Origin of the sequence: Shewanella sp. 5S214 (genome assembly GCF_041439795.1) — a bacterium.
In the GTDB taxonomy this organism is placed as follows: Bacteria; Pseudomonadota; Gammaproteobacteria; order Enterobacterales; family Shewanellaceae; genus Shewanella; species Shewanella vesiculosa.
Window position 1 is genome coordinate 18,715 of record NZ_JBGOOV010000001.1, and the last position, 19,155, is coordinate 37,869.

The window sequence follows — 19,155 nt, forward strand, 5'->3', positions numbered from 1 at the left end:
AACCTTGCTTGACCTGTGTGTTACACATAGGTTTATAGTCAGATGATTATAATGATTAACCTTAGCGGTGGAGGCTGCATGAAAGTGAACCAACTTGCTACTGAATTAGGTATTACTGCCGACACAGTGCGCTTTTACACTCGCATTGGCTTACTTAATCCCAATAAATCTCCAGTCAATGGTTATAAAGTCTATGACCATAAAGATAAGTCGCGTATGCAATTTATCTTAAGCGCTCGAAGACTTGATTTTTCAGTTGAAGAAATTAAAGTGATTTTTTCAAAAACCGACCATGGTGAAAGTGCCTGCCATCTTGTGCGAACGTTAGTTAAACAAAAGCTGGCTGAAACGGAAAGACAATTTAATGAAATGGTTAGACTACGCTCAAGGCTTGCACACGCAGTTGAGCAATGGTCAACCATGCCAGATAACTTACCGACAGGAAATATGATTTGCCATTTGATTGAAGGTTCACATCAAACAGATGGCACTCCTGCAAGAATTAATCAGGATGATAAGATTACATTAACACCAACGGAGGTTAAGTAATGGAACACACAACGCATTCACCTATACAGCTCAATATTATCGGCGCAGGCTGCGCTAGCTGTGTTGGTAAAATTGAGAAAGCCATTAAAACCGTACAAGGCGTAGATTCGGCCGATATGAATTTTGCAGATAGAACGGTACTTGTTACTGGTCAAGCAACTGCAGAGTCCATTATCAACGCGGTAGAAAGTGCTGGCTACAATGCCACACAAATCCAGGCTGAGTCGGCAGAAGATGCCATGAATGAGAAAGAACAGGCTGATTTACAACATTATAAAAGTTTATTACGCCATACCATTATCGCTTTAAGCGTCGGTATTCCGTTGATGATCTATGGACTTTTTATTGGCGAGATGACGGTATCAAGCCTCTCAGAGCAAATGGTATGGGGGCTGGTCGGTGTAGTTACCTTGGCCATTATGTTGATATCCGGTAAACATTTTTATATCGGTGCTTGGAAATCTTTTTTAAACCATAACGCCAATATGGACACCCTCATCGCCTTGGGAACAGGAACGGCTTGGATATATTCAATGCTAATTGTGGCATTTCCACAGTGGTTTCCTGAAATGGCAAGACATGTTTACTTTGAAGCAACCACGATGATCATTGGTTTAATTAATCTTGGTTTAGCACTAGAAGTGAAAGCGCGCGGTAAGACCTCTGAAGCCATTAAGCGTCTTATTGGCCTGCAAGCAAAAACGGCGCGGGTTATCCGTGATGGCAAAGAAATCGATATCGACATTGCCCAAGTGTTACTTAACGATCATGTTAGAGTCCGTCCTGGCGAAAAAATCCCCGTGGATGGAGTGGTTATTGAAGGTAAAAGTACCATTGATGAGTCAATGCTGACCGGTGAGCCCATGCCAGTTGAAAAAGCTGTTGATGATGATGTGGTCACCGGTACTTTAAATAAATCTGGCTCAATCATATTTAAAGCAACACGGGTCGGAAAAGATACCGCACTGGCGCACATTATTAGTATGGTCAAACGGGCACAAAACTCGAAGCCACCGATTGGTCGATTAGCGGATGTCATTGCGGCTTATTTTGTACCAGCCATTATGATCATTGCCATTGTCAGTGCCATGGTGTGGTTTAACGTTGGACCTGAGCCATCAATGGTATTTGCCATAGTGTCTGCTACAACCGTGTTGATTATCGCTTGTCCTTGTGCCCTCGGACTCGCAACACCAATGTCGGTAATGGTTGGCGTTGGTAAGGCGGCTGAATCTGGAGTACTTATTCGTAACGGTGAAGCTTTACAAACGGCCTCTAAAATCACCGCAATGATTTTAGATAAAACTGGCACCATTACCGAAGGTAAACCGCAAGTTACCGATATTATTCTGGCTCAAGCAGACAGTGAAGAGCAGGTAATTGCCTTATCGGCTGGAATTGAAAGTCACTCCGAACACCCCTTAGCACAAGCCATTGTTGACAGTGCCAACGCTAGAAGTATTAAAGCCATTAACACTGAACACTTTAATGCCATTTCGGGTCAAGGTGTAGAAGCTCAGATGGATGGACAAACATTACTGTTTGGTAATGAAAAACTGATGCAAGACAACAATATTGCGATTAGTGACTACCAAGCCAAGGCCCAAACCTTAGCCAAAGAGGCTAAAACACCTATGTATTTGGCGCTTGCAGGGCAGTTACTTGCCATTATCGCAGTATCTGATCCGATAAAATCCGATTCAATCGAAGCGATTGCGAGACTAAAACTCAGTGGCATTAAAGTGATTATGTTAACCGGAGATAATAAAGCCACCGCAGCCGCAGTGGCGAAGAAAGTCGGTATTGATGACTTTTTCGCTGAAGTGATGCCAGAAGATAAAGCCAAAAAAGTCGCTGAACTTCAGCAACAAAATGAAATTGTTGGCATGACTGGTGATGGCATTAATGACGCTCCAGCGTTAGCCTTAGCCGATGTCGGCTTTGCAATTGGTACGGGTACCGATGTCGCGATAGAAAGTGCCGATATTACCTTAATGCGTGGATCACTTCATGGATTAGCCGATGCCATAACCATTAGTAAAGCAACGCTGCGCAACATTAAACAAAACTTGTTTGGTGCATTTATTTATAACGTTGCGGGTATTCCGTTAGCGGCAGGAGTGCTTTATCCAGTATTTGGTATTTTGTTAAACCCAGTGATTGCCGGGGCGGCGATGGCCTTTTCATCGCTTACCGTCGTCAGTAACGCCAACCGTTTACGTCTGTTTAAAGCTAAAGAACACTAGGAGACTCAAAATGTTGATTAATTTACTGTGTATCGCCTTAATCGGTTTTATCATTTGGTGGTTTTGGCTGTATAAACCATCAAATGAAACTAAGGTTGATGCCAGCACATCAATAGTGGTTAAAGACGGGGTGTATTCGCCTGCAAGAATTAACATTAGCGCCAATACGCCGACAGAAATAACCTTTTTACGCCAAGATAAATCCGGATGTTCCGCCACAGTCTTGCTACCCGACTTAGATATTAGCCAAGATTTAACACTGGATAAACCCACGACGGTAGCATTACCTGCTCTGGAAAAAGGCGAGTATCCATTTCATTGTCAGATGCAAATGTATAAAGGCGTGTTGATCGTTGAGTAAGCGTTACCAGCCCGTTATGGCATAACGGATTGGATAATGAATCTTTGGGGGCATGAACAAAATGACGATCAGAACTTGATAGTGTAATGTCACCCTAAGATTTAATTAATGATTATCGTTAATGTAACGTATGCCTATCGGCAAAATGAATTTACTGAGCAAAAATGACCCAGACAATTGACTTACCCATACTTTATTCTTTAAGAAATTGCCCTTATGCAATGCGGGCTAGGTTGGCGATTTATGCTTCAGGCCAGCAAGTTCAGCTACGCGATATAGTGTTAAGTAACAAACCTGATGAGATGCTTCAGGTGTCACCTAAAGGTACCGTCCCGGTACTAGTCACCACTGATAACCAGGTGATCGATGAAAGCCTAGCCATCATGCAATGGGCATTTTTACAAACAGACCCTGAAGGTTACACTAACAAAGCAGTCCCCAACGCTTTAGATGAAATGTTGGCTGTTATTGCGATATTTGATAATGAATTTAAAGGTCATCTTGAACGGTATCGCTGCTCAAAACGTTACCATGAACACTCATTACCAGAAGATAGACAGCAATGTGAGCGTTATCTTGCCGATCTGGAATCGCGACTCTCTCTGCACCAGTATTTGATGTCCGACAAACCGAGCTTAACTGATTTGGCATTAATGCCGTTTATGCGGCAGTTTGCCCAAGTAGAGCGGCAATGGTATCTACAATCACCCTATCCAAAATTGCGCCAGTGGTTGAATCATTTTTTGCAAAGTCGGATGTTCAGCAAGGTAATGGTACAAAATTCAATGTGGTTAGACACTAAACAACGCCTGATATTTGGCGCTGGTGTCTAGGGCTATTATTTTTATTGAGCTTGAGTATTTAAGATTAATTCGGCATAGCGCGCCATTGGAATATTGATTTGTTGTTGCAATATTTGAGCCTTACGCATGAGTTGTTCAGTTTCTATTTGGGGTATGGCATTTTTGAATGCCAGAATGATCCTGTTGCCACTGTCAACTTCGAAACTGATTAAGCGATGTTCAAATTCTAGCGCAAGTAATGCATCTAACTCTTGTCGAAGTTCTACCGATGTATGCCAAATATTGAGTACTAAAACGCCATTTTCATTGAGTGCATTTTTACAATCCCGTAAATAGGATGACTGCACTTGTTTAGGTTCCATGCCTTGTGAGTTATACAAATCTGAAAAAATAATATCACTTTTGACAGTAGTATATTTAATGTGATGGACTGCATCGTCTATATGAGTAACGATGCGATGGGTATCGGGTAAATAAAAGTAATCTTTGGCGGCATTGACTACCGCTTCGCGGTATTCAACCGCATGGACGTTTATATTAACGAAACTATTGAGTAAACACTTTGCCATCGATCCCGCCCCCAACCCCATAATAGTGGCGATGTTCACTGTCGGAAGAAACAATAATCCGCTCATCATGGCTTGGGTATAACCAAGATGTAATCCATTTATATCATTGAGTTTCATGCAGCTTTGATAGATTTTCCCATCGAAGCTAAGAATACGGCTATTTTTTGTTTGATAAACATAAATGGGGCCGTGCTCATCTTCAGTTGATGAGATGCAGGTTCCTTTGATATCCATGGTATTGTTAACATCGCTTAAATACGTACATGTAACGGGTAGGGCAGTATAGCTGATAATAGACTCGGTAAATTAATTGCTTACGAAGTAAAACTCTTTTAGTTGATATCAAACGGCTAAATTATTCGTGGTTAAGTTAATATAATGTATCCAGAAAGTGACTTTTTTCAAATATAAAACTACTATCATTATTACGACAATAACAAATTGATTTTTTTATGAAAAAATATCTCTTTACCTTAATTATCATTTTGCTATTCGCTTGCGAACAACCCGCTACTGAAAAAGCCCTGCAGTACAGTCGTTCGCCTAGTAATAATACCGCGTTAACCTATCGATTTGCGATTCACCCTTTACACAATCCGCAAAAGTTATTCGAGGCTTATCAACCGCTGATTGATTATATCAATCAGAAAATCCCTGAGATTGATATTGAACTCGAAGCATCAATCGATTATGCCTCCTATGAACAAAAAATCCGCGACAGAAAGCCAGATTTATTACTGCCTAATCCATGGCAGACCTTGCAGGCTAGGAACAACGGATATCGAGTGATTGCCATGGCTGGTGATGCTGATGATTTCAAAGGGATTTTTATTGTAAGAAAAGATAATAATATCCAAAAACCAATTGAGCTCAAGGGTAAAAGAGTGAGTTATCCTGCACAAACAGCGCTTGCTGCGACAATTATGCCACAGTATTTTTTGTACACTAATGGAATCGATATTAACCAAGATCTTGATAATATCTATGTGGGTTCACAAGAATCTTCAATCATGAATGCATATCTTGGTAAGGTAGCTGCAGCAGCAACTTGGCCACTTCCTTGGCGATTATTTCAAAAAGATCACCCAGAAAAAGCAAACCAGCTTAAAGTCATTTGGCAAACGCCATCTTTAATCAATAACTCAGTTATGGTACGTGATGACTTTCCTAAAGAGATTAGTCAAAAAATACAACATTTACTGATTACTTTAGCAGACTCACCAGAAGGTAAGGCGATTATGCTCGGTATGGAAACTGCTAGGTTTACTCAGGCGGAAGATGCTGATTACGATGTTGTACGCAGCTATATAAATAATTTTGAGAGTAAAGTGCGTCCAGTGGAAAGTTCAATCAATGATTAAAAAATTGCAACGCATTCTATTAGGCACATTGCGCCGACAAATGATGATTGGCATGACGCTCATCATCACTTTGATGATGGGATTATTTGTCTGGGATACCACTCATCGCCAACAAAAAATTAAAGTTGAACAATATAAAGATCAAGCTATTGCCCTTGCAGATACTTTAGCGACCTCGTCTGCTATTTGGGTTGCCTCGCGAGATGTCAGCGGTCTGCAGGAAATCGTCAATGGTGTCTCAAAATACCCTAACTTAAAGCAAGCTATCGTCATCGATTTACGTGGCCAAGTGTTGGCACATACAGATTTGACTAAAGTGGGTTTGTATATCGATGCATTCAACCAAGACAATGATCTGCAACAGATACATTATTCTGATAGTAGTATTGATGTGACTAAAGCCATTGTATTAGCTGATCGAGAAATTGGCTGGGTGGTGATTGATTTAGATAGACGCGCTTACTTAGAAGAAATTAACCAAATAAAAATAAACAGTTTCTTTTATGCACTTACTGCCATTTTACTTGGTGTATTAATCACCACCTTAGCCAGTCGTTATTTAACTCGTCGTTTGTATATCATTCAAAAAGTAGCCGATAAAGTCCAAACTGGCGCCACTCATTTACGTGTCAACATGAAGGGAACTGATGAAGCTTCGTTACTTGCTAAACAATTTGATCAAATGCTGGATAGCTTGGCATTAAGGGAATCTCAGTTAGCCTCATTTTATTCTTTAGATTTGGTCGGTTTAACGGTTACGTCACCAGATAAAGGCTTGATCAGTATCAATCCTTGTTTGTGTAAGATGCTGGAATACACCGAAGAGCAACTGAAAAAATTAACATGGAATGATTTAACCTACCCTAATGATTTAGAGGCTGATGAAGCCCAATTCACCAGGTTACTTGCCAATGAAATTGATGGCTATAGTCTAGAAAAACGTTTTATTAGCAGAACAGGCAAAGTGATCCCTACCATGTTAGTCGTTCGTTGTGTGCGTAAAAACGATGGCAGTATTGATTATGTACTGGCAATGGTTCAAGACATCAGCAAGCAAAAAGAAGACGCTATTCAAATAGAGCGACTAGCCTACTTTGACCCGTTAACGAAATTACCCAATCGGCGGTTATTAGATGATAGGTTAAAACAAGCATTAATATTTAGTGATCGGAATCAGTATTATGGTGCGATATTATTTCTTGATCTGGATAATTTTAAAACACTCAACGACACCCTAGGACATGATATTGGTGACCTGTTATTGCAACAAGTGGCCAATCGACTTATCAATATTATCCGTGAAGGTGATACAGTCACTCGCTTTGGCGGTGATGAGTTTGTGATCATATTAGAAGGCATTCATTCTAATGCTTTTGTTGCCGCCACACAGATAAAAGCGATTGCCACGGCTATTTTAGATACCATTAATCAGCCTTACACTATAGCAGGCCATAGTTACTCGACCAGTACCAGTATTGGCGCGACTTTGTTTCTCGGCAATAATACCACCCCAGATGAGTTACTCAAGCAAGCTGATATTTCCATGTATCAAGCCAAAAAATCAGGTCGAAACCTTGTCTGCTTTTTTGACCCTAAAATGGAAATCAGCATTATCAATAGAGTGGTGCTTGAACGCGATTTACTCATTGCACTAGAACATAATCAATTCCAATTGTATTACCAAGTACAAGTCGACAGCTCAAACACCCCCGTGGGCGCCGAAGCCCTGATCCGTTGGAACCATCCACAGCGCGGCATAGTGTCCCCCTTAGAATTTATCCCGTTGGTAGAAGAAACCGGCATGATTATCGAAATAGGACAGTGGGTTATTGATTCGGCCTGTAGGCAACTCAATGCCTGGCAGCAACATGTTAATACAGCAGGATTATCATTATCTATCAATGTCAGCGCCAAACAATTCCATAAAGCCGATTTTGTCGACATAATCAAAAAAAGTATTGATAAATATAGTGTTAATCCTAAATTACTTAAAATTGAATTAACTGAAAGTGTACTGTTAAATAATATTCAAACCATTATCGAAAAAATGAATACTTTAGCGGCTATAGGTATCCAGTTTTCGTTAGACGATTTTGGTACCGGTTATTCATCGTTACAATATCTCAAAAAACTTCCATTACATCAGCTTAAGATTGATCAGTCATTTGTGCGTGAACTCTGTGTTGATAGTAACGATAAAACCATTGTTAAGACCATTATTTCGATGGCACAGAGCTTAGGTTTAAGTGTAATTGCAGAAGGTGTAGAAACTGAACAACAACAGCAATATTTAATCAGCCAAGGGTGCCGTAATTTTCAAGGTTACTTGTTCAGTAGACCGGTACCAATTGACCAGTTTGAAAGCCTAATACCTCAAATCGCTTAATTAGGCAGATGCCAGTGGGCTAGGGCGACGATAATCAAAATGCGCCTATTGACTTAGAGTCAATAAAACGGCTATTTCATAGAACATGAAATGAGATAAATCGAGGTAAACACTAAGATTTTTATTCTGAGGTGTGCGTATAAGGGGTAATGTTGCCGCTGGAATAAACACCGAATGAATCAACACGATGGACCAATAGTGGCTAAAGTTAATTAGCCACTTTACTCGACATTATCTAACAAATGCCTGTTAACATAGACTGTCCCAACTCAAGATAAGCATTCGCATCATCAACAATCCCTTTCGATTTAAGATGATGGGCAAAACCCAATCGTGCAGTCATCAATAACCAAAATATCGTACTAATTAAGCCCACAATGCGCCATAGAGTTGATTTTGCCCATTTAAGCGTAAAGGTAATCGAGAGTACATAAAGTACAAAACCACCTAATTTAGACGATGCCCAACCGTTCACAAACGGGTACAAGTTCAATGGATTAACGATAATCATGTAAACAAAGGTGCAGATAAACAGAGCATACAAAACATGAGGACCGATCTTTAGCAGTTTATTATTGACCTTGTCAGAGCCTTTCATCGTCAACACAAAGTTAATGATAAAAAATATAAACGTCAGCGCAATTATTGTCAGGTGGGTGTGCTTAACTATCATGTACATGGTCTTGTTCCCTAAAAAGTAATGTGTATATAGTACTTATACCGTGTGTTTGTAGTTTAAAGCAAAGTCTGTAACCAACGAACCTTAATTACGTACTACGGTGGCGTTAAGATCAATATCACCAACCAAGTCTAATTATAGTATTTGAGTATCGTGCTTATATGAAAAATAGGCATCAAACTTCTCTTACAAGCTTTCTCCTAATATCAGCAATACAGCACTGTAGGCTACAGTTTTTTCATTTTAGTGCAGCTCATGAGTACTAACTCTTTAATCCGTTGCTCAGGTGTTATCTTTGCGCTTTTTGTCAGTTTTTTGTATTAAACCATTACACTTTGCGCACTGACTTTACAATGAATTTACTAGCCAAGCGCTCATCTCATTCAGCTTCGTCCCATCCAAAGATAACAGGATATTTTTCAATGAGTCTGTAGACATCTTTGATGATATCGCCCAATCCACACCAATAATTCTAATGGCTTTATGTGGGTCATACTATTCTCGGTAAGGTTTCTAAATATGTAGATCAGACAAATATTCATGCCAAGCTGAGTGCGGCAGCGAACAGAGTGAAAAATAAAATACACGTATGATGAGTATTAACATCATGAGTTAAATCGTGGTCGCTAACTCTTATTTATGTAGCCAATACATAATGTTGCATAGACTGAATGAGTTCAAAGTGATTGCAATTTAAGCCACAGATGGTGATATTTTTTACCATATTTTTATGCTAGGCAGGCGCTTCACTTTGCACAGCAAAGTGATCTAAACGCGTCAATTTTGAGGATAATATGCAAATAGAAACACTTCACGATGTTATGCAATGGACTAAAAACATGCACCAAGAACTGCACTATTTTGCAGCAAATTGTGCACTAAAAAGCGATAGTGTAAGAGTTGGATTGCTGCTTAAGTACATTTCAGAGCACGAAAAAAAAATGGCGCAGATAATGAAAAAGTTCGAAGACAGTGGTAACAACAGTGCGCTTAACACTTATAGTCGGCATTACTACGAAAAACTCGCTATTTCAATTCACACTGAAGGTGAGCATCCGTTTGAAAAGATGGATACAGATGAAATAGCGATTGTCACTCTTGAATATCACAAAAATATTGTCGGACTATTTGAGTATCTGCAAAAGTGCAGTTGTGCACCTTCCGTGACGGAATTTCTTAACGATATATTGTCGGTTCAAGAGGCAGAGGGAAGATTATTAGCACGTAACATGAAACAAATTGACGATTTGTAGCATCAATACTCCTCAGACCAAAAGTCATAGCGTCATGCTGAGTGGTTTTGTACTAGAAGCTATGCAGAATGGGCTCCCCCTGTTAAGCAAAGCCTGTTTAGTGGCTTACTTTATACGTTATTTTAGCCACCAAATTAGCGTTAATTTGGCAACAACTGCTAATTCACATCAAGCCATATAGATAATGCGACATTTCAACAAATCTAAGCCGAATTTATCGGTTTTATGACCTTAACTTGGTGTGACTCTGCAATAAAACTCCGCGACGTTAGCAAAAAAATGACAGGTTATTCACAGTGTTCAGATTTTTTAACATTTTGAATAAAAACATTAAAATCGAAAATAAAGCCACTATCAAGCGTATTCTCGAAAGTACGCTAACGCGCAGAGTCTAAAACTAAAGATCAGTATAATTTACTCGTTAGTCATCAAATCTTAGGTATCACTTAGATATCAAATGTCTCTAGTCATTGCAAAATACAATTTATTAATATTGAGGTGAGCACATGCTTTTTAATAATTCGAATATCTCGGACTCTCCTATTCGTCAGAAAATTCGCGAGTTCTATCGTATTGATGAAAGTGTTGCGGTAGAGCATATTTTACCGTTAGCAAAGGTTAACCCTGAAGCTGCCAGCAGAGCGTGGGAAAAAGCCCGTAAAATATCACTAAAAATACGTAGAGATGAGTCAGGAAACGGTGCTGTAGATGCCTTACTCGCAGAATACACATTATCCAGTGAAGAAGGTGTGGTGTTGATGTGTTTGGCCGAGGCCTTATTGCGTGTACCAGACAAACATACTCAAGATGCCCTAATTAGCGACAAAATTTCTCAAGGTGAGTGGCGAAGTCATTTGGGCAGCAGTGATTCACTGTTCGTTAATGCCTCATCATGGGGATTATTAGTTACCGGCACTATGGTTGATTATGCTGATGAGCGCGAAAAAGATAGTTTTGATTTATTGAAAAAGATTATTGGTCGTTTAGGAGAGCCTGTCATTCGTAAAGCAATGAACTATGCCATGCAAATTATGGGTGAGCAGTTTGTTATGGGCGAAACGATTCAAGCTGCAACAGAGCATGCTACCAAACAAGATCGGCAAGGCTTCGTGTATTCTTACGATATGCTAGGTGAGGGTGCGCGCACCATGGATGATGCGGATAAGTATTTTAAAGCATATCAAGTTGCTATAGATACTATTGGTGCGGTTTCACTCGCGTCAGGTAAGAACGATCCTCGCAGGGTTCCTGGTATCTCAGTTAAGCTTTCTGCTATCCATCCTCGTTACGAATTTGCGCAAAGACAACGGGTAATGACTGAAGCTGTGCCCAAACTTAAAGCGCTTTGTTTGCAAGCTAAAAAATACAATATTGGTTTAACGGTTGATGCGGAAGAATCTGAGCGATTAGATTTATCCCTTGATGTTATTGAGGCGGTATTTAGTGATGACGAATTAGCCGGTTGGAATGGCTTTTCGATGGCGCTGCAAGCTTATCAAAAGCGGGCTATTTTTATTCTTGATTGGTTGCATGAGTTAACCGTTCGTGTTGGCCGGACAATGATGGTGCGTTTAGTTAAAGGTGCTTATTGGGATACTCAGATTAAAAACACTCAAAAAGGCGGCTATCAGCATTTTCCGGTATTCACTCGCAAGGCTTCTACTGATGTGTCTTACCTCGCCTGTGCGAAAAAATTACTAGAATATAGAGATACTCTCTATCCACAGTTTGCTACACATAATGCTTATACTGTGGCGACTATTCTTGAACTGGCGGGCAATGACAAAACAAGTTTTGAATTTCAATGTCTATATGGCATGGGTGGTTCTTTATATGATCAAGTTGTGGCCAGTGAAAATGTTCAATGTCGCGTTTATGCACCGGTTGGTCCTCATAAAGAGCTACTCGCCTATTTAGTCCGTCGTTTGTTAGAAAATGGCGCTAACTCTTCTTTTGTTAATGCCATTATTGATGATTCTCAACCGGTCGAATCGTTACTTGAAGACCCGGTTGAAAAAATGACTCGCTTAACAGACAAATATAACGGCCAGATAACCAAACCTATTGCGTTATACCATGATGAAAATGGTGTGGGTCGAGATAATTCCAAGGGCCTAGATTTAACCGACATCAATATGCTTACCCCGTTAAAAACATCACTAGATAACTGGGCTGAAGCTAACCAGTTCTGTGAAAATGATACCCTTGAAGGGGCTGTAGTCATTAGAAACCCAGCAAAGCAAAGTGAAATCATTGGTTTCCAGCGACATCATAGCAAAGATGACATGCTCGCGATGATCGATACGGCTCAAACGGCATTTGCCTCATGGTCACAAAAGCCTGTATCGGAGCGCGCAGCCTTATTATGCAGTATCGGCGATATTCTCGAACATCATAGGGACGAACTCATAGCCTTATGCATCAAGGAAGCGGGAAAAACGACTCAAGATGGTATTGATGAAGTCAGAGAGGCTGTTGATTTTTGTCGTTATTATGCACAACAAGCGATTGAACTTGCAGAAGATGATCGTTTAGAAGCCCGAGGTGTGGTGTTATGTATCAGCCCTTGGAACTTCCCGTTAGCGATATTCATAGGCCAAGTAACTGCAGCCATTGCTACTGGTAATACGGTGTTGGCAAAACCCGCCCAGCAAACAAGTTTAATTGCATTACGCGCTATTGAACTCATGACATCTGCTGGACTACCTCACGGGGTTGTACAAGCGGTTATTGCCAAGGGGAGTGAAGTAGGCAGTATCATTATTCCTAATGCACATATTCAAACGGTTATTTTTACGGGTTCAATTAAAACAGCGACTATGATTTCGCAAACGTTGGCTGATAGAGATGGCGCAAAAGTGCCTCTCATTGCTGAAACGGGCGGTCAAAACTGCATGATAGTTGACTCCACAGCTTTGCCAGAGCAAGTGGTTGATGATGTAATTTCTTCAGGATTTCAGTCTGCAGGTCAGCGTTGCTCTGCGCTCAGGGTGTTATTTTTGCAAGAAGACATTGCTGATACGGTTATTACAATGCTTAAAGGCGCATTAGCAGAATTGCATGTGGGTAATCCAGAACAACTGAGCACTGATGTGGGGCCTGTCATTGATCAAAAAGCGCTAGAATCACTCAATGCTCACAGTGATTATATGAAAACTCATGGTCAACTATTGTATCAATGTCCGATATCTAATGAAGAAAATGAAATAGCACAAAACGAAGCTTTCTTTTTTGCACCGCGACTTTATGAAATAGACAATATTAGCGTGCTCAAGCATGAAGTCTTTGGTCCCTGTGTGCATATTATTCGTTTTAAAGGCGATGAAATAGAAAAAGTCATTGATGATATTAATGGTACCGGTTTTGGTTTAACTATGGGTATACATACCCGAATTGAACAGCGAGCCATTCGTTTGGCGACACTATCGCGTGCAGGTAATGTATATATAAATCGTAATATGATTGGCGCTATTGTCGGTGTGCAACCTTTTGGGGGGCGTGGTCTTTCAGGTACAGGGCCAAAAGCGGGTGGCCCCTTTTATTTAACGCGTTTAGTGAAAGAGAAAGCCACTCCCGATGCCGATAAATTTAACTTATTGCCATCGCAAGTCGATGCCTTAGTGAGCGATGCGGGATCAAAAGCAGAAGCAGAATTATTGATGGATAGGGCGGATGTAGCAGAAAAAATCTGGCGCATGACCGAGCTAAATCAGCGTATTGCTTTTGTTCGTCAAATGTTAGTCGAAATGGCTAATATCGATAGTATTGATGATTTAGCCGATGACTTAAATCGTACTTTGACTGCCGCTAATTCACAATTAGTGGCTGTTGAAAAACATCTGCAAAAGCCAACAACACTTCCAGGTCCAACAGGTGAGTCTAATATTCTCTATTTGGAAAACCGCGGTAATATCATCTGCTTTGCTGATAAAAATGTAACTTTCCATTTTTGGATGCTCTCTATCGTAACGGCTTTGGCAACTGGAAATACCGTTATCTCGGTGGTTTCTGATTTATTTTATGATCAAGCCCTAGCCATTAGAGATAAGTTCGTTACAACAGGTGCTGATGAGAATGTTTTTCAAGTTACTCGGTTAGGTCATTTAACCACTTTGTTGGCACATCCGGCGTTATCAGGAGTTGTTGTTGATAGTCATTGTGACCGAAAACATTATATCAGTGACAGACTAGCCGAGCGTCAAGGCGCAATTTTACCGGTTATTAGTTCAGAGTATTTTGATAATCTCATTCAACGTTTATTAACAGAAAAAACCGTTAGCATTGATACAACCGCTTCTGGTGGTAATACGTCGTTGATGACTTTAGATGAAGAAAACTAACTATTTTAGAATGTTATGGTTAAACAAACATTCTGAATATTTATAATTTCATCAACTGAAACGTTGATGAAATTATTCACTTTAGTGGCAATCGAAAATTAAAACGACCTAACAGGCAAACTAAAACGATAGACGAACAGATGTATTATTCGAGTTGACCATCAATGGTAACAGAGGATTTAGATATGCAGTCTGTTCGTTGTCGAACAGACTGCATTTGGTTTTATCGGTATGATTTTACTGTGCGATTAGGAACATTAAGTAACCAATTATTGCAGTTAAAGTCAAAGACAATCCCGATTAGTGAAGCTTGTCAGATTACTGATTGCACATTTATAAATAGAAGGGCTTGTACTGAGCCCTGAGGAGAAACTATGATTCAAACCAACCAAATTCAACCTGATATGCCTGTTGTCTGTTCCGAAGATGGTCAATTTGCTACTGTAGATCATATGGAGGGCACCGACACCCTCAAGCTGAAAAAAGATGATAGCGGTCAACACCATTACATTCCGCTGAGCTGGGTAACTTCAATTGAGGGCGATAAAGTTAAAATCGATCGTCCAGGAGACCAGGCTATGCAGGAATGGTCTCAAACTCCGCCAACAGCTACAGGACACTAAAGTCTTGCTGTACCGCTAAACAAAGGTGGCATGCACTCATGCCATCTTAAGACCTGAGCGGGAAGTACTGAATATATTTCCCGCCATCACTTTTCCCCAAAAACTCACACCAAAATGATAGACATCAAAAACAGCGTTAGTCGAGTTCGTACAGATTTTACGTAGGCGCAGATTACAGGAATGTCAGGGACATTTTTATCTTTGGCATTATTTACTGCAACCAGAATAGCTAGATCTCACGTTAAATTTGAATCTCAGTTTTCCTGGTATTAATGAAAAATGGCTCTAGGCCAATAGTGGTGTGGGCTAGAGCAATTCAAATTTCAGTGGGATCAAGTTTCGATCTCAATGTCGAATATCACAAATGTGGCTTCTCATATGAAATGAATTTGGGGTATTCGGTAAATCATAGACTTAGAAAAATTTGTCTCATTCAAAAACGCTAAATTCTCAAACTTTCTGACTTTAAGCGCTTTTTTCTCAAACATTTTGACTTTAAGCGCATAACAGATATCAATGTAATGCACTGAGATGAAAAGAAAAGTTGGCTTTTTTATTTATTAATAGTATATGTATTTATTGATATAAAGTAAATGAGTTCGAACTCCTAATTTCTAGTGTTAACATAGCTTTAGTGCGATGCAAATGTAACTAAAGAAGTGACTTGAGTTGCCTCTTTTCAGATATGCCTACTGAATAAGGCAATTATTTTATATCTCAACATAATAATATTGTGAATGGATTCCTTGATGTTAGACCGTAAACAGGATTACTTTGAAAAGCTTTTTTTACAATTCAAAGCCTCTCAGAATGAAGAATTTGCATACAAGCAAGTTCTAGAAGTTTATCTCTATAGAAAGCCTGCTAAAAAAAGCTTGTCGAATATTAGCCGCGATGACAACTTTTGGAATTCAACTTTTATTTTTGATTTTCCACATCATCTATTCGAATCTGATGATTTTATCTTAGCCTTAGCCCGTTATTTTGCACAGGAAACCGCTACTAATTCCAAGCTTATTTCAATGATATTAGCTAAATCGCCAACAACCATCATAACGGCGATCAGAAGATCTGAGATAGTCCTTAAGAAAGAGCATGCCAAGTGGCATGAAATTAACCAGCTATCGAGCCAATACCCAAACATACTGGAAGGTTTGATTGAGACATGTCATCAATTCCAACAAGCTCACGAAGACAGAAAAGGGCTGATAAAAAAGTATAGCAATCCATTTAAAGATATAACTCTATTCGAGTTTTTGTCTTTTTCTGCTGTATATTTTTTCAAATATCAAATAAAACAAGCCATATCATTTGACGGTGGTGTGATAAGTGTAAACTCAAAGTTGAGAGCGTTAACGGAGTTAATACATTGGAAATTAAGATATTCACCAGACTCTGACTTCCATCTGAATGATAACAAAATCGTTAAATCACTAAAGAAGTATCATGCCCCGTTAGTTTTCCCATCTAATGAAGACAGTGCTGTTGCAGATTCATTACTGAATACGTTTAGTGAGTTGATGCAAGTACAAGTCGAACTTGATGAGTTTTTGTCGCAAAGCGTACACCCATTTTGTTTTGACGATTCATTACATTTCTCGGTTAAAAGTGGAAGGTTAACATTTGATCGTTTTGACAAAGGTATAATTGATAATTGGGACCGAAATGGGAATAGGCAACAACTTCTTAAAGGTTATTGGTTTAATTTAGCAATGGAAGAATTTATTGCTTCTGGAATTGCCCATGTTCAGATGTTTTCTGCAGAAAACCATGACAGCAATCAAATTGCATATGTAAAAGCCATAGCAACTAAGCTAGAACTTCAGAAACTTTATGGTTTTCAGGAGTATGTTGAACTCGACAACGGGTTTAAAGTTAATTTATTCCAAGCTTTACTATCGTTAGAACTCATGATCGCTTTTTATTTAAAAGAGAACATTGAAGCGTTTTATTATGAATATGCTCAAGTCGGTGATTGGCAAAAAGCCATTGGAATGGTTGCAATAAAAGGGTTATCTATTGGTCAAAATCGATTTCCAATTACCTGGTCTTTGTGGAAAGAGAAAGTAAACAACATTGTCGGTTGGACTGTTTCCAAAGACTTTCCAAAAGGGAGCATTAAGGCTGCAGAAGCTATTTTAGAGTTTTGGTGCCTTGATATGAAAAAGCTCAGTAATGAATTACACCAATCGCAATTTGAAAAGATTCAACCACTTTACGAAAAACCCGTTTTCAAAATCGGCAGTCATTGTGTCCAACTTCCTTTGTTAATGTCTACGCAGTATAGTTCGGTGAGTGCAGTGAATAATCTTCGTCGTTTTGCCAATCTGCGCAGTTCATTAAAAGAAGAAACAACAAGAATAGAAAATCAGTTAGGTGATGCATTCGAAGGCCGTGGCTTCAATGTTATAAGGAATTATACAGCAAATACTCCAAACGGGATTGAAGCAGGTGAGATTGATTTAATTTGTGTTATAGACAATATTGTCTTTATCATTGAAGTGAAATCAACATACTACCGTACAACTCAATCTGAGATATTTCATCACCGGGATCGTACATTACGTAATGCGGGTATACAGGTAAGAAAAAAAGTCGAAGCAGTTAAGGATGATCTTGATTTAAATAAAGAACTTAGACACATATTAGGATTAACGATTGAAACACCTAAAATTAAAGGGTTAATTGCTGATACGTCACTTGAGTTTGACCATGACTATTTCGCCGGTTTTATGAAAGTGAGCATTGAAGAGCTTTTGATTGCACTAGCAGATAATGCTCATTTTTTGTGTAATCATGATAAAGAAATTGCTTCTTCTATGGAATCAGGCAAAGAGCTTAATTTTTCTTCAGATCCTTTTTCTTTGTATCCATTAGGATTCAATGGCAAAGAGTTTCTAAGGGTAATCGAGGAATCGCTGGTTTGGGCAAAGACTTAGTTATTAATTAAGCGTCTGGGCTACTACACCTATCGTTTAAATTCCAAGGTAAAATACTTTCGATATCCGGCTCTGGTTGGTACTGTTCATTAAGACGAGCCAAGTGATCAAATTAAATAGGCCAAGCTTTTGTACCGTTAAATGCATGTAAATTTTTCGCAATGTGGAAATGATGGCTATGAACTTTTAGCGTTGCTATCTTCAAAGGCGTTAAGTAAATTTCCATTTATTTTAATCATTAGACACAAGGACTAGCGCTAATGTTAACGAAAACAGTTGCTAAAAACGTTTCCGGTTTGCTCCAAAAACACAGTATACGAGCATCGAATTTAATCGATTACAACTCAGACTTAAACAAGACGTTTATGAGCCGTATGCTATCTGGGGAACATGACTTTCTCATATCTAAATTACAAAGTCTTTGCGAAGCTTTGCAAAAACTAGAACCAAGCCTAACAGTCATAGATTTGCTTGACGAGAATCTACTCACAAAAATGAGTGGTAACAGCCAGCTGTCTGCCAAAGACTTATCCGCTCGGATGCACGAAGTAATTATTGATTTAATCTATTTGGAGTGGATCGAAGTTAAGAAAGACATACCTGTTCGAGTTATAGCTGATTATGTTTTTTCCGCTCATATAAAACGTATTATCCCCCGAGAGTTTATTCGTTAAGTCATGTGACAAAAATAACGGAGTTTAGTTGCTATTATTATATAAAGATTTCAAGAGGTCTCAGGCCTTAACATTTAACGCGGCTAAAGAGTATTTGAAAAACTGCTTTTACCGGCAATATACTAGTTTCATGACCAGTTACTAGCTCTAAATCTTTTCCGTTTCGAGGATATTAAAGATCCAATTTCTGTATTTTATTGGTAGAGCAGATTAATCGTGCGGTTACTAAAAATCCGTGTTACCCAAATAAAACATTACCATTAATGCAATAAATTTTATAATTGCTGGGCAATATACGTGAGTTGTACAGGCTTCATAATGGTCAAATAACAGGGTTGTCAATGAAAAAGACATCGCAGACAGTATTATAAA

General features: G+C 39.2%; 13 protein-coding genes. 11 read left to right on the top strand and 2 right to left on the bottom strand.

Annotation, left to right across the window (positions count from 1 at the left end; genetic code table 11):
- Positions 1–78: 78 nt before the first annotated feature.
- The 4 genes from ACED29_RS00075 (at position 79) to ACED29_RS00090 (ending at position 3,989) form a co-directional block, all read left to right on the top strand.
- A complete protein-coding gene (locus ACED29_RS00075; RefSeq protein WP_371696569.1) occupies positions 79–549 on the top strand; it encodes a MerR family DNA-binding protein in 471 nt (156 codons plus the stop codon).
- On the top strand, positions 549–2,795 hold the full coding sequence (locus ACED29_RS00080; RefSeq protein WP_371696570.1) for a heavy metal translocating P-type ATPase: 2,247 nt from the start codon (positions 549–551) through the stop codon (positions 2,793–2,795). Before ACED29_RS00075 ends, ACED29_RS00080 begins: the two co-directional genes overlap by 1 nt.
- A 10-nt stretch (positions 2,796–2,805) precedes the next feature.
- Positions 2,806–3,156 (top strand): cupredoxin domain-containing protein, encoded by a 351-nt coding sequence (locus ACED29_RS00085; protein ID WP_371696572.1) that lies wholly within the window; start codon positions 2,806–2,808, stop codon positions 3,154–3,156.
- A gap of 164 nt (positions 3,157–3,320) precedes the next feature.
- A complete protein-coding gene (locus tag ACED29_RS00090; RefSeq protein ID WP_371696574.1) occupies positions 3,321–3,989 on the top strand; it encodes a glutathione S-transferase in 669 nt (222 codons plus the stop codon).
- An 11-nt stretch (positions 3,990–4,000) separates the two neighbouring features.
- Here ACED29_RS00090 and ACED29_RS00095 read toward each other — a convergent pair whose 3' ends face one another.
- Positions 4,001–4,762: an ATP-binding protein gene (locus ACED29_RS00095; protein WP_371696576.1), complete on the bottom strand. Its 762-nt coding sequence runs from the start codon at positions 4,760–4,762 to the stop codon at positions 4,001–4,003.
- A gap of 218 nt (positions 4,763–4,980) precedes the next feature.
- Here ACED29_RS00095 and ACED29_RS00100 point away from each other — a divergent pair, with 218 nt between their 5' ends.
- Positions 4,981–5,889 (top strand): phosphate/phosphite/phosphonate ABC transporter substrate-binding protein, encoded by a 909-nt coding sequence (locus ACED29_RS00100; protein WP_371696578.1) that lies wholly within the window; start codon positions 4,981–4,983, stop codon positions 5,887–5,889.
- Positions 5,882–8,275 carry an EAL domain-containing protein gene (locus ACED29_RS00105; protein ID WP_371696580.1) on the top strand — a complete coding sequence of 798 codons (2,394 nt, stop codon included), beginning with the start codon at positions 5,882–5,884 and terminating at the stop codon, positions 8,273–8,275. The genes ACED29_RS00100 and ACED29_RS00105 overlap by 8 nt, the downstream gene beginning before the upstream one ends.
- Positions 8,276–8,510: 235 nt before the next feature.
- Here ACED29_RS00105 and ACED29_RS00110 read toward each other — a convergent pair whose 3' ends face one another.
- Positions 8,511–8,954: a SirB2 family protein gene (locus ACED29_RS00110; RefSeq protein WP_182756384.1), complete on the bottom strand. Its 444-nt coding sequence runs from the start codon at positions 8,952–8,954 to the stop codon at positions 8,511–8,513.
- 839 nt (positions 8,955–9,793) lie between these two features.
- On the opposite strand from ACED29_RS00110, the gene ACED29_RS00115 reads away from it, so the two are divergent.
- The 5 genes from ACED29_RS00115 (at position 9,794) to ACED29_RS00135 (ending at position 18,783) form a co-directional block, all read left to right on the top strand.
- Positions 9,794–10,207 carry a hypothetical protein gene (locus ACED29_RS00115; protein WP_259396221.1) on the top strand — a complete coding sequence of 138 codons (414 nt, stop codon included), beginning with the start codon at positions 9,794–9,796 and terminating at the stop codon, positions 10,205–10,207.
- A gap of 506 nt (positions 10,208–10,713) precedes the next feature.
- Positions 10,714–14,547, top strand: coding sequence for a bifunctional proline dehydrogenase/L-glutamate gamma-semialdehyde dehydrogenase PutA (gene putA, locus ACED29_RS00120; protein ID WP_371696582.1), 3,834 nt, complete (start codon positions 10,714–10,716; stop codon positions 14,545–14,547).
- Positions 14,548–14,921: 374 nt separating this feature from the next.
- Positions 14,922–15,170 (top strand): DUF2171 domain-containing protein, encoded by a 249-nt coding sequence (locus ACED29_RS00125; RefSeq protein WP_182722947.1) that lies wholly within the window; start codon positions 14,922–14,924, stop codon positions 15,168–15,170.
- 749 nt (positions 15,171–15,919) lie between these two features.
- Complete coding sequence (locus tag ACED29_RS00130) at positions 15,920–18,109, top strand: nuclease-related domain-containing protein (protein ID WP_371696584.1); 2,190 nt, start codon at positions 15,920–15,922, stop codon at positions 18,107–18,109.
- Positions 18,110–18,369: 260 nt separating this feature from the next.
- A complete protein-coding gene (locus ACED29_RS00135) occupies positions 18,370–18,783 on the top strand; it encodes a hypothetical protein (RefSeq protein ID WP_371696586.1) in 414 nt (137 codons plus the stop codon).
- Positions 18,784–19,155: the final 372 nt, after the last annotated feature.